At 44.2% G+C, this 13,321-nt stretch carries 11 protein-coding genes; 4 read left to right on the top strand and 7 right to left on the bottom strand.

Annotated features, from left to right (window positions below; all coding sequences use genetic code 11):
* Positions 1–35 precede the first annotated feature (35 nt).
* The 7 genes from groL to miaB form a co-directional block, all read right to left on the bottom strand.
* Positions 36–1,664, bottom strand: a complete 1,629-nt coding sequence (groL, locus tag ACVBDY_RS20230) for a chaperonin GroEL (RefSeq protein WP_447177288.1) — start codon at positions 1,662–1,664, stop codon at positions 36–38.
* Between the two features lie 61 nt (positions 1,665–1,725).
* Complete coding sequence (locus ACVBDY_RS20225) at positions 1,726–2,004, bottom strand: co-chaperone GroES (protein WP_447177287.1); 279 nt, start codon at positions 2,002–2,004, stop codon at positions 1,726–1,728.
* Between the two features lie 169 nt (positions 2,005–2,173).
* Entirely contained in the window at positions 2,174–2,527 is a 354-nt protein-coding gene (gene secG / locus ACVBDY_RS20220; RefSeq protein ID WP_447177286.1) for a preprotein translocase subunit SecG, read from the bottom strand.
* An 86-nt stretch (positions 2,528–2,613) separates the two neighbouring features.
* On the bottom strand, positions 2,614–3,498 hold the full coding sequence (locus ACVBDY_RS20215; RefSeq protein ID WP_447177285.1) for a DUF8458 domain-containing protein: 885 nt from the start codon (positions 3,496–3,498) through the stop codon (positions 2,614–2,616).
* Between the two features lie 56 nt (positions 3,499–3,554).
* Positions 3,555–4,070, bottom strand: coding sequence for an LptE family protein (locus ACVBDY_RS20210; protein ID WP_447177284.1), 516 nt, complete (start codon positions 4,068–4,070; stop codon positions 3,555–3,557).
* A gap of 85 nt (positions 4,071–4,155) precedes the next feature.
* Positions 4,156–5,469 carry a sigma-54 interaction domain-containing protein gene (locus tag ACVBDY_RS20205; RefSeq protein ID WP_447177283.1) on the bottom strand — a complete coding sequence of 438 codons (1,314 nt, stop codon included), beginning with the start codon at positions 5,467–5,469 and terminating at the stop codon, positions 4,156–4,158.
* Positions 5,470–5,579: 110 nt separating this feature from the next.
* Complete coding sequence (miaB, locus tag ACVBDY_RS20200) at positions 5,580–7,046, bottom strand: tRNA (N6-isopentenyl adenosine(37)-C2)-methylthiotransferase MiaB (RefSeq protein ID WP_447177282.1); 1,467 nt, start codon at positions 7,044–7,046, stop codon at positions 5,580–5,582.
* A gap of 246 nt (positions 7,047–7,292) precedes the next feature.
* Here miaB and topA point away from each other — a divergent pair, with 246 nt between their 5' ends.
* The 4 genes from topA to porL all read left to right on the top strand — a co-directional run bounded on the left by topA (position 7,293) and on the right by porL (position 13,318).
* Positions 7,293–9,770 carry a type I DNA topoisomerase gene (topA, locus tag ACVBDY_RS20195; protein ID WP_447177281.1) on the top strand — a complete coding sequence of 826 codons (2,478 nt, stop codon included), beginning with the start codon at positions 7,293–7,295 and terminating at the stop codon, positions 9,768–9,770.
* A 204-nt stretch (positions 9,771–9,974) separates the two neighbouring features.
* Positions 9,975–11,135 carry a formimidoylglutamase gene (locus ACVBDY_RS20190; RefSeq protein WP_447177280.1) on the top strand — a complete coding sequence of 387 codons (1,161 nt, stop codon included), beginning with the start codon at positions 9,975–9,977 and terminating at the stop codon, positions 11,133–11,135.
* Between the two features lie 118 nt (positions 11,136–11,253).
* On the top strand, positions 11,254–12,606 hold the full coding sequence (porK, locus tag ACVBDY_RS20185; RefSeq protein ID WP_447177279.1) for a T9SS ring complex lipoprotein PorK/GldK: 1,353 nt from the start codon (positions 11,254–11,256) through the stop codon (positions 12,604–12,606).
* Positions 12,607–12,664: 58 nt separating this feature from the next.
* On the top strand, positions 12,665–13,318 hold the full coding sequence (gene porL / locus ACVBDY_RS20180; protein WP_447177278.1) for a type IX secretion system motor protein PorL/GldL: 654 nt from the start codon (positions 12,665–12,667) through the stop codon (positions 13,316–13,318).
* The last annotated feature ends 3 nt before the right edge of the window (positions 13,319–13,321 follow it).

The raw sequence follows: 13,321 nt of genomic DNA, 5'->3' as shown, positions 1-13,321 counted from the left end.
TAAAATTATCAGATTCTCTTTCTCTGAGAGAGAAATTACATCATTCCCGGCATTCCGCCTCCCATCGGGGGAGCTGCGGGAGCATCTTCTTTAATGTCAGTAAGTGCGCATTCCGTAGTCAGGATCATTCCGGCAACGGATGCGGCATTTTCCAGGGCAATACGTGTTACCTTCTTAGGGTCGATAATACCTGCTTTGAACATGTCCACATAAGTTTCGGACTTGGCATCATAACCGAAGCTGTCTTTGCCTTCCAGTACTTTGGAAACTACTACAGAACCTTCTCCACCGGCGTTTTCTACGATAGTACGCAACGGAGATTCGATAGCACGGGCTACAATCTGAACCCCGGTCTCTTCGTCTGCGTTGGCAGGCTTAACCTTGTCCAGAACGGCTTTTGCTCTTACAAGAGCAACACCACCACCGGCAACAATACCTTCTTCAACAGCAGCTCTTGTAGCGTGCAGGGCATCGTCTACGCGGTCTTTTTTCTCTTTCATTTCCACTTCGGAAGCGGCACCTACATAAAGTACGGCTACACCGCCTGCCAGTTTGGCAAGACGTTCCTGAAGTTTTTCCCTGTCATAGTCGGAAGTTGTGGTTTCTATTTGTGCCTTGATCTGGTTAACACGTCCTTTGATAGCTTCTGCTTCGCCGGCACCGTTTACTACCGTAGTATTGTCTTTGTCGATAGCTACTTTCTCTGCAGATCCGAGCATATCGATAGTAGCATTTTCCAGGGTAAATCCTCTTTCTTCGGAAATTACGGTACCACCTGTAAGGATAGCGATATCCTCGAGCATAGCTTTTCTTCGGTCACCAAATCCGGGAGCTTTTACCGCTGCTATTTTGAGAGAACCTCTCAGTTTGTTTACAACCAGAGTAGCAAGAGCTTCACCGTCTACGTCCTCGGCAATGATCAACAGGGGTCTTCCTTGTTGTGCTACGGGTTCAAGTACGGAAAGCAAATCTTTCATGTTGGAGATCTTCTTGTCGTAAAGAAGGATATACGGGTTCTCCAGTTCTGCAACCATTTTTTCGGAGTCAGTCACAAAGTATGCGGAAAGATATCCTCTGTCAAACTGCATTCCTTCTACAACGTCTACATAAGTATCTGTTCCTTTGGATTCTTCTACAGTGATAACACCTTCTTTTCCTACTTTGTTGAATGCCTTGGCAATAAGTTCACCGATGGTTTCGTCATTATTGGCAGAGATAGCAGCAACTTGTTTGATCTTTTCGGAGGTGTCACCTACTTCTTTGGTTTGTTTGGCAAGGTCAGCAACCAATACTTCAACAGCCTTGTCTATACCTCTTTTAAGGTCCATAGGATTTGCTCCTGCGGCAACATTTTTCAGACCTTCTTTTACGATAGCCTGCGCCAGAACAGTTGCGGTAGTAGTTCCGTCTCCGGCGAGATCGTTAGTTTTGGAAGCAACTTCTTTCACCATCTGGGCACCCATGTTTTCGAGGGGGTTTTCCAGCTCTATTTCTTTAGCCACAGTAACACCGTCTTTGGTAACGGTAGGGGCACCAAAAGATTTGCTGATAATTACATTTCTACCTTTTGGCCCTAAAGTCACTTTTACTGCATTTGCCAGTGCATCAACCCCGCGCTTTAATCCGTCACGGGCTTCAATATCGAATTTTATGTCTTTTGCCATGTGTTTTTGGTTTTAAATTTAATGTCTTTTAAGTTAATAGGGTTAAATGAAGTAGAGGGAGCTAGACAATAGCAAGGATGTCACTTTCGCGCATCATCAGGTAATCAGCACCCTCAAGTTTGAGTTCCGTACCCGAATATTTTCCGTAAAGAACAGTATCACCGACTTTTACAGTTAACGGTTCGTCCTTGGTACCGGGACCAACTGCAACAACAACACCTTTTTGCGGTTTTTCTTTTGCAGAATCGGGGATAATGATTCCTGAAGCAGTCGTTGTTTCTGCGGCAACAGGTTCTATCAGAACTCTGTCTGCAAGCGGTTTAATGTTTACTTTAGCCATCTTATTATTTTTATAGGATTTAGATTAATTTTTTTGAACTATGCAGAATCAGACAGAAATTATGCCAACGTGATTGTGCCGGCTAAAAAGAAGGGTAAACTGACAATTTTGTAAACAAAAATGCCAACCTATGACAAGCTGGCATTTTTTGATGTATGTTTTTAACACATTACTGTTCTGTTCCGGTCGTGTCCGTTACAGGTGCCGGAGTATCTGTCTGTTGTGGTGCAGTGGTTTCTCTTTCCGTTCTTTGTCCGTCAAGCAATTTGGAATCCTGTGAAGAGTTTCCGCTTTTGAGCGTCAGGTTGGAAAGCAAAATAAGCGCGATGAGGATCGTAGCCAGGGTCCAGGTGCTTTTGTCCAGGAAGTCTCCTGTCTTTTTAACACCACCCACTATCTGACCGCCTCCGCCACCAAAAGTTGAAGAAAGTCCGCCACCTTTCGGATTCTGTACCATAATAACCAGGATCAATAAAAGTGACACTATGATAATTAGCACTAGAAAAATTGAAAACGTACCCATTGTTGATGTTGTAATTTATTAATATATATTTGGTTTTTTCGGTTGCCAGAACTGTTATGTCCGGTCATTAGTTGTCAGGAAACCAATCAGTTGTTCTGCTGTAATTTTTTGATAGCCCTGATCTGGTCTGCAAAGAAACCACTTTTTTCCGGATATTTCAAACTTAATATTTTGTAGGCCTGAATGGCATTTTTATATCGCTTCTGTTCCAGGTATACTTTGGCCAGGGTTTCTGTCATAAGTTCTGCCTTTTCCATTTGCGTGCTTTTCGCGAGGTTTTCCACAGGTGCTTCTTTATTGCGGTCGGCTGCTTTGGGCACTATTTTCGGATTGGTCTTTATAAACTTGTCGATAAGCCTGAACTTTCTGCTTTGATCGGAAGCATTCGGGACACCCTCCTTCCCTCCCTCAAGGGGGGTGTCACCTGCAGATCTTTCTCTTTTTATAGGCTGTACGGAAGAGAGTTTTAACCATTCGGCAAAAGAATGTTTTTCATTTCTGCTGAACTCAATGGGTTCTCCTGTTTTTAGTTTCTGCCCTTCTTCGGAGCGTAGTTCTTTTTCCAAAGGCATAAAAACGGAAGGGTCCAGTATCTGTTCGGCTTCTTTTTCACTGCCTATATGAGTCTGCTCTATCAGGTTTCGGTTTTCTAGACGAATCTCCTGTGCATTCACCTCGATGCCCGCTATGTCAGGATGATTACCGGCGATGGTCTGGGCAATGCGGTTTTGTATGAATTCCCTAGAGGTGATCAGATCGAACAGAACAGCTCTGTCAGTAGTAAAAGCGGCTGTTTTTTTTAAGGTATCATTATATTTGAAACTGTTGAGGTTTTTCAGTCCTTTCAGGTGTAGCGCCCTGGCAGACTGGAAAAAGGGATATTGCTCAATAACCTGTTCCAGGGAGGTGGTTTCTCCCAGGCGGATGTCTTTCGGGTTTTGTAGGAGATGTATGAAAGTTGAAACGGTCATAAAATATTGTAAACACGCTGTTTTCAGAATTTGACAAATAACGATTCGTTTTTTTCTTACCAGTCCGCAAGCGATGCATTAAATATATCCTGGGTTATCCTTTCGAAGATTTCCTGGTGTGCGGCACTTTGCACGGCATTGAGTTGTTCGTTGGCACCAAAATCGTAAAAGAAAGAAAATGTCCTTTCGAAATCGGCATCTTCCTTTGTATTATTGGTAAACCGTACCCGCACACCTATGGTCAGTCTGTTCTGGGCGGCGGTCTGCTGGGCTGTAGCGGTCATAGGCGCAACCCGGTATTCGGTGATCTCTCCTTCATAGAGCAGGTCACCGCCGGAAGGTACGAGGTCCAGGCTGGTCTGGTTCATTATCAGGTCCTGCAGGGCAAGGGTAAAGTCCCTGTCCAGTCCGGGCTCCACCAGGGGGGCTTCGTTACGAAAACTGTTAACCTGGAAGGTTTGTGCACTACCAACATCACCTCCGGTGAAATTATAGACTCCGCAGCCTTGTACGGTTATTAAAACGAGGAATACGAAAATATATCCGGCCTTAACGGGGTTTGGTATTTTCATTGAATTATATGTTATTCTATACGTTAATGTAACGTTCCCGGCAAAGATATTATTTAAAATGACTTATCATTTCGTCCTTTTTTGCTCAAAGATCGTATTGTTTTATTTTTCGGTACAGTGTCCTTTCGGAGATACCGAGCTCTGCTGCTGCTGCTTTCCGCTTTCCGTGGTTACGGTCGAGTGCCTTTTTTATGAGTTCCAGTTCTTTGTCCTGGAGAGACAGGGTTTCTTCTTCCTCGATCTCTTCGGCAAAGTGATATTTGTCTTCGCTTCTCCCACGTACGGCAGAATGTTGTGATACAGGTAGCACTTCCAGTGCGTCGCTCTCTTCGTAATCTTCAATATCACTATAATCATTGGCACGGGAATCGGAACTTTTGGTGTTGGTGTCAAAGTCGGATTCTGCATCAGATTTGCCGTAGATTTTTTTTATCAGGTTCTGGTTTTCTTCCTGTACTTTCTGATTACTGCCGGATTGCATTAATTCCAGTGTCAGTTTTTTAAGATCGTTGAGATCGCCCTTCATGTCAAACAATATCTTGTAGAGTATCTCCCGTTCACTACCAAAATCGGCCTGGGTCTTCTTATCATTGATAACGGCAGGGAGATTTTTTCCGGCGCCCGGCAGGTATCCCGTGAGAGTTTCCCCCGATATGCTCCGATCCTGTTCCAATACGGATATCTGTTCGGCTACATTTCGAAGTTGTCGTATATTTCCTGCCCAACGGTATTTAAGTAACAGTCGTACGGCATCATCTTCGAGCCGGATGGCAGGCATTTTGTATTTCTGGGCAAAATCGGCTGCAAATTTCCGAAAGAGGAGATGAATGTCATCTTTCCTGTCACGCAGGGGCGGCAGGTGAATTTCCACGGTGCTGAGACGGTAGTAAAGGTCTTCGCGAAATTTTTCTTTTTCTATGGCCTCAAACATGTTTACATTGGTAGCTGCTACGATACGTACATTGGTTTTTAATACTTTGGAAGATCCTACCTTTATAAACTCCCCGTTTTCCAGTACCCGTAGAAGGCGTACCTGGGTAGTAAGCGGAAGTTCTCCTACTTCATCGAGAAATATGGTCCCCCCGTCGGCTTCTTCGAAATATCCGCTCCTGGTTTGGGTGGCCCCGGTAAACGAACCTTTTTCGTGTCCGAAAAGTTCGCTGTCTATAGTTCCTTCCGGAATGGCCCCGCAGTTAACCGCAATGAATTTACCGTGTTTCCGGTGAGACAGCGAATGGACGATCTTAGGGATACTTTCTTTTCCCACTCCGCTTTCCCCGGTAACCAGTACGGAAATGTCTGTAGGGGCTACCTGTATGGCCTTCTCGATGGCACGATTTAGCTTTACATCATTACCTATGATACCGAATCGCTGTTTTATGGCTTGTACGTTTTCCATAGTTTTGTCCCGATCCCCCTTATCGTGAAAAATATTGTGAAAGGAGATAAGCTTATTGATTACACTTCATTGTTGTAATTTCCGGGAAGATAGTTCTCCGGTCCCGGGTGTCAGACGGAAATACCTACCGCTTGCCCGATCAGGGTGGCAGGAGTACAGTCCGTAATCTTAACATTTACAAAATCACCTATTTTATAATTTTCTTTTGGGAAAACCACCACGGTATTTTGTGTATTGCGTCCCATCCAGTGGGCATCACTTTTTTTGGAGGGCCCTTCGATAAGTACCTCTTCCGTTTTGCCGAGATGTTGCCGTGTCCTGTACAATCCGTGTTCTTGTTGCAGGTTAATAATCTCCGTAAGCCTTCGCTTTTTCACTTCTTCAGGGACATCATCTTCCATTTTTCTGGCCGCAAGGGTTCCGGGTCTCTCTGAATAAGCAAACATAAAACCGAAATCGTACTTTACATATTCCATCAGGGAAAGGGTATCCTGGTGATCTTCTTCGGTTTCTGTCGGGAATCCTGTGATCATATCGTGTGAAATGGCACAGTCCGGAATGATTTTGCGTATATTGTCTATAAGTTCAAAATATTCCTCACGGGTATGCAGGCGGTTCATGGCTTTTAGTATCCGGTTGCTGCCGCTTTGTACGGGCAGGTGGATATATTTACAGATATTCGGGTACTTGGCCATAGCTTCGATTGCAGCGAGTGTCATGTCCTGCGGGTTGGAAGTGGAAAAGCGGATACGCATCCCGGGTTGCGCTTCTGCTACCATAGTCAGCAGACCTGCAAAACTTACAGCAGTGGCTTTTTGCATTTCGGATGCACTGTCATAGTCCTTTTTCAGCCCGCCTCCATACCAGAGGTAGCTGTCTACATTTTGTCCAAGCAGGGTTATTTCTTTGTAGCCTTTCTCCCATAGTTCATTTACTTCTTCGAGTATGGACTGCGGGTCCCGGCTTCTTTCGCGTCCCCGTGTAAAAGGCACTACACAGAAGGTACACATATTGTCACATCCCCTGGTGATGGATACAAAGGCGGTTATTCCGTTACTGTTCAGGCGAACCGGGGCTACATCGCCATAGGTTTCTTCTTTGGAGAGGATGACGTTTACGGCATTCCTGCCCTCGTCTATTTCCTGTACGAGGTTGGGCAGGTCTTTATAGGCATCGGGGCCAACGACCATATCCACTATTTTTTCTTCTTCCAGGAATTTGTTTTTGAGACGCTCGGCCATGCAACCCAGTACACCTACTTTCATTCCCGGATTTATCTTTTTAACGGCGTTGAATTTTTCGAGTCTTTTGCGTACGGTCTGTTCGGCTTTTTCACGTATGGAGCAGGTGTTAATAAGAACAAGATCTGCCTCTTCCATCTGCCGGGTGGTGTTGAAACCTTCATTGGCCAGAATAGAAGCCACGATCTCACTATCGGAAAAATTCATTTGGCAGCCGTAGCTTTCTATATAAAGTTTTCTGCCATCCTTTCCATTCCGTATTGCCTGTTCCGTGTCTTTTTGCGGATCCAGGATAAGACTTTCTCCCTGTTTCTTTTCGTCAATTATTTTTTCCATAAGGACTCGGGCCCGTTACGGGCAAGTTCATTTGCTTCCCGGAATGTTGTACCTGCACTAACTTGCAGATCAATGCCGGGAACCGTTTAAAAAATCAATTCGTAATAATATGATGCAAAGATAGGATTATTTATAAACTTAGTGACAATTTGACAGGGAAATGCCTGTTGTTTTTTAGGCAAAAAAACGGAAGGGTGTCCCTATAAATATTTTTTAATATACTTTTGTAATCTTAAAAATGGGTTTATGGCAAAGAATTTAGTGATTGTAGAGTCGCCTGCCAAGGCGAAAACCATAGAGAAATTCCTCGGTAAGGACTATAAGGTGGCATCTAGTTACGGACATATCTCGGACCTGCCTTCCAAGGAACTCGGTGTGGATGTGGAAAAGGACTTCAAGCCTAAATATATTGTTTCGAAAGACAAGAAGGAAGTTGTTAAAAACCTCAAAAGCCTTGCCGCAAAAGCCGATATGGTATGGTTGGCGAGTGATGAGGACCGGGAAGGAGAGGCTATTGCCTGGCACCTGGCGGAACAATTGAAACTGGACCAGTCTAAAGTAAAAAGAATCGTTTTTAATGCCATAACCAAAAATTCCATTTTAAAAGCTATTGAAAACCCCAGGGGAATCGATTATAATCTTGTAAATGCACAGCAGGCCCGGCGTGTACTGGACCGGCTGGTAGGTTATGAATTGTCACCCATTCTCTGGAAAAAGATAAAAAGCGGTCTTTCCGCCGGACGGGTACAGTCCGTAGCCGTCCGGCTTATCGTAGAACGCGAACGGGAAATAACCGCTTTTACACCGGAGGCCTCTTTCCGTATTGTAGCGGAATTTAAAACGGAAGCCGGCAAATCGTTCAAAGCAAAACTGCCCAAAACTTTTGCAACTAAGGAAGAAGCCAGAAAATTCCTGGAGAGTAATATCGGTGCGGAATTTCAAGTGGCAAATCTGGAAACCAAACCGGCAAAAAAGACCCCGGCGCCACCTTTTACGACCTCGACATTACAACAGGAAGCTTCACGAAAGCTTTATTTTTCAGTAAGCAAGACCATGAATATGGCCCAAAGGCTTTATGAAGCGGGACTTATTACCTATATGAGAACGGATAGTGTGAACCTTTCCCCGGAAGCACAGGAAGCAGCAAAGGAAGAGATTCAGCGCGAATACGGGCAGAAATACAGCAAACCACGTAATTTTTCACAAAAGGCTAAGGGAGCACAGGAAGCTCACGAGGCTATCCGGCCTACGGATATTTCCAGGCATTCTGTGTCTATGGAAAGAGACCAGGCCCGGTTATATGACCTGATATGGAAACGTACCATAGCGTCGCAAATGAGCGATGCCCAACTGGAACGGACCGTGGTGAAAATAGAAGCTAATACGCATAAAGAACAATTTACAGCAAATGGTGAAGTCTTGAAATTTGATGGTTTTCTGAAGGTGTATATAGAAGGAACTGATGATGAAGACGAAGAGCAGGCCGACTTGCTGCCTGCCCTGACCGTTGGAGAAAACCTTTTTAATAATTATATGACGGCCACACAGCGATTTTCCAGACCGCCATATCGCTATACGGAAGCTTCCCTGGTTAAAAAACTTGAAGAGCTGGGCATAGGACGTCCATCGACATATGCGCCTACTATATCCACGATTCAAAATAGGGGATATGTTGAAAAAGGAAGTATTGAGGGCACTGAACGAAAGTATATTCAGTTTACCCTGAAAAAGGAAACGATAGGGGAGAAAACCCTTGCGGAAATTACCGGGTCGGATAAAGGAAAACTGGTACCTACGGACATAGGCATGATCGTTAATGATTTTCTCGTTAATCATTTTGAAAATATACTGGACTATAACTTTACCGCCAGGGTAGAGCAGAATTTCGATGATATTGCTTCCGGGCAGGAAGACTGGACCCTGATGATGAAAGATTTCTATAAAGGGTTTCATCCGCAGGTAATAAATGTGGAAGAGAATGCGGACAGAGAGACCGGCGAAAGAATATTGGGAACAGATCCGGAAACCGGAAGGCAGGTCAGTGTTCGGTTGGGGCGTTTCGGTCCCATGGTTCAGATAGGCGTGGCGGATGAAGAAGAAAAACCGAAGTTTGCCAGTCTTTTGCCGGAACAGACTATTGAAAGTATCAGCCTGGAAGAGGCATTAGGGCTGTTTGCACTACCACGGACCCTGGGAGACCACGAAGGAAAAACCGTAGAGGTGAATGTCGGAAGGTACGGCCCTTATATTCGTTACGATAATGCGTTTATATCCCTGGATAAAGGAAAAGATGTCTTTGATGTTTCGCTGGAACGGGCGGTGGAACTGATCAAGGCCAAGCAAAAGGCAGACGCACCCATTGCCAGTTATAAAGGGAAAGAGGTGACCAAAGGGAAAGGCCGTTTCGGTCCCTTTATTAAGTGGGATGGTATGTTTGTTAATGTGAACAAAAAGTATGATTTTGATGATCTTTCGGATTCCGACATCCGGGAGCTTATAGAGGATAAGCTGAAAAAAGAGGCAGAGAAAGTCGTTCAGGAATGGGCCGAGGAAGGGATTAGAATAGAAAAGGCCCGCTGGGGAAGACATAATATAATAAAAGGCAAGGCTAAAGTGGAACTTTCCAAGGATGTGGATGTGAGTCAATTGAGCTTGGAGGAAGTGAAAGGGATGTTGGATAAAAAAGCCCCGAAGAAGAAAAAGACAACACGAACCAAGAAGTAGGTAGTGTTGATTTTAGGGAGTTATTAATTCCCGGATGTTGGTTTTTTACAGGAACATTTTCGTATATTCCGGCTTTCTTTTCCACCTGATGTGAATGATGACGAGTGCTGTGTGGGATGGTATGTGCCTGTGATATAAAAAAGAATGATTAAGAAAAAAACAGCTTTGGCTGGATAAACCCAATCTTCGAAAGATACAGACTGTATGGATTTTGAGTTTTTGTCCCCGGTAAGTACGGTGGTTTTAGCGCATAGTCAACTGCTATCCCGGCAAACTATAGGGAAGTATATTAGCATTCATACCGAAAAAGACGGAGTTCCGGAATTGGATGATGTGCAACTGGCAATAATCGGGGTCAACGAAACCAGGAACGCATCGATTCAGGCCATGGACCGGCCGGACCTGAATGAAATAAGAATACAATTGTATCAGCTTTTTACCGGAAACTGGGGAAGCAACATTGTAGACCTGGGAAATATAGAGCCCGGAGAAACGGTAGAAGATACCTATTTCGCCGTAAAAACCGTGGTGGAGCACCTGGTAAAAAATCATACGGTCCCTATTATCATAGGAGGAAGTCAGGATATTACATACGCCACTTACCGCGCTTTTGACAAACTCGAACAAATGGTTAACCTCGTAGCAGTGGACAGTAAGTTTGATTTCGGTTCGTCTGAAGAGCTCATTTCTTCCAATTCGTACATGAGCAAGATAATCGTGGAACAACCGAACAATCTTTTTAATTTCTGCAATCTGGGATACCAGACCTATTTCAATGCTCAGGAAGAAATAGACCTGATGGAAAAACTGTTCTTTGATGCTTACAGGCTTGGTGCCGTGACCGGAGATATTACCCTGGCGGAACCTGTTTTTCGCGATGCCGATGTGGTAAGCGTGGATATGACAGCGATAAGAGCAGCCGACCTGGGCAATGCTCCCGACACTTATCCGAACGGCTTTGACGGTCGTGAAATCTGTGCCATAGCCAGGTATGCGGGGATCAGCGATAAGGTTTCTGTATTTGGTATTTACGAGAACAGAAACACCCGAATGAATGCTCAGCTGGCAGCACAGCTGCTCTGGTATTTTATGGAAGGATACAACTTCAGGAAAAAAGATTATCCGTTTATTGGAACAGAGAGTTACGAGAAATACATAGTGGCTATGGAAGATCAGGAACTGTGTTTTTATAAAAGTGATATCTCCGGAAGGTGGTGGATAGAAGTGCCGATTCTTGGAGAGATGAATAATAAATTGAAAAGACATACGTTATTACCATGCACCCACAAAGATTATTTAGACGCCTGTAGTGAAGTCGTTCCCGAACGTTGGTGGAAGGCGTATAAGAAAACAGCTCTTGGGTAATTTCCGGTAAAGGGTGCCTTTTGAATATAGAACATAAACATCTGGCAAAAAAGTTCCGGATAATTGAAGGAAGTAGGTATGCTCGAATTTTTTAAACTATAATTAACCGAAAAAACGAATGAAAAGACTATTGTTTGTTATAACCCTGGTATTGTTTCTTTATAGTTGTGGTAAAAAAGACAGGGGAGAACTGGTTGGAGTAGGCGGAAAACGATGGCATCCGGAGAAACCTTATGGAATGACTCTGGTTCCCGGAGGTTCTTTCATTATGGGAAAATCCGAATCGGATGTGGCCGGTGGAATGAATGCCCCTACCAAAACTGTTACGGTAAGGTCGTTTTACATGGACGAAACCGAAATTACCAATAGCGAATACAGACAATTCGTGGAATGGGTGAAAGATTCTATAGTCCGTACGAAACTCGCTATTCTCGCCGATTACGAAGGGCTTACCCCGGATGATGGCGGTCTGGGAGACTATGCTTTCGATGATGCGGATACTTCTAAGCTGACGGTTTATGACAAGTATATGCTGGAAAATTATGGAGGAATGGGAGAAACCGGTTATGAAGGAAGGATGCTGAACAAAAAAACCAGGCTTATTTGGGATACATCCAAATATCCGGACGAATACTACACCGAAGTTATGGACTCTATGTACCTTTCTATGGAAGAGTCTTATAACGGATATCGTACTATAGATGTTACCCAGTTAAAATATAAATACACCTGGATGGATATTCAGGCTGCTGCCAAAATGAAGAAAGGCAGCCGGAAGGATTTTCTGAAGACCGAAGAGTTAATGATCTACCCGGATACTACCGTTTGGATCAAAGACTTTTATTATTCCTATAACGAACCCATGCATAATGATTATTTCTGGCATGATGCGTACAGTGAATACCCGGTAGTGGGAGTGTCCTGGAAACAGGCAAAGGCCTTTTGCAACTGGAGGACCAAATACAAGAATGATTTTCAGAAATCCAGGGGACAAGGTTTTGTCAACCAGTTCCGTCTTCCGATTGAGGCAGAGTGGGAATACGCTGCCCGGGGAGGTCTGGAGTCCGGAACCTATCCGTGGGGAGGTCCATATCTAATAGACGAAAGAGGTTGTTTCCTGGCCAACTTTAAGCCGAACAGGGGAGACTATGCCTCCGATGACGCTTTATATACCGTAGAGGCCAAATCCTATCAACCCAATGATTACGGATTGTACAATATGGCAGGTAATGTTTCGGAGTGGACAAACTCTGCTTATGATCCCAATTCTTATGATTATGCCTCTACAATGAACCCCAATGCTTATGACGAGCGGAATAAGAGGAAGGTGATCCGCGGGGGCTCCTGGAAGGATGTTGCTTATTTTCTACAGGTCAGTACACGTGATTTCGAATATCAGGATTCCGCCCGGAGTTATATAGGCTTCCGTACGGTACAAGATTATATGGGAACCAGTGAAATAGGTCGCTAGATCCAAAGTTTATCTCTGAACTTTTAACTAAATATATTACAAATCAACTATTACCATTATGGCAAAATCTAAATCTAGTAAAAAGCTGTTCAATATGGCCTATGGCCTTGGAGCCTCCATCGTGATCTTGGGAGCACTATTCAAGCTGAACCACTGGGAACTCGGTTTTTTGGACGGAACCGTACTCCTGGCCATAGGGCTTGTTTCGGAAGCGCTTATATTCGCTATTTCAGCTTTTGAACCGGTAGAAGAAGAATTGGACTGGAGCCTGGTGTACCCCGAACTCGACGGGGGAGAAGCCAGAAAAAAGGAAAAGAAAAGCCAGGAAGATGCAGCTGAAGCCGAAGGGATGCTCTCCAGGAAACTGGACACCTTGTTGAAAGATGCAAAAATCGATGCGGAGTTGATGAGCAGTTTGGGACACAGCATACGAAACTTTGAGGGAGCCGCAAAAAATATGGCACCTACAGTAGACGCTATTTCTTCTACGAAAAAATATAGTGAAGAACTTTCTCTTGCAGCGGCACAGATGGAATCACTTAACAGTTTGTATAAAGTACAATTGGAAAGTACCAGCAGGCAGGCAGCTATTAATGATGAAGTAGCTAATAACGCAGGAAGGCTAAAAGAACAAATGGAGTCTCTTACTTCGAACTTATCTTCTCTGAACAATGTTTACGGAGGAATGTTATCTGCTATGATCAAACGCTAATTA

The organism is Sinomicrobium halophytocola (assembly GCF_052983395.1).
This window is presented reverse-complemented; position numbering and strand designations above follow the sequence as displayed.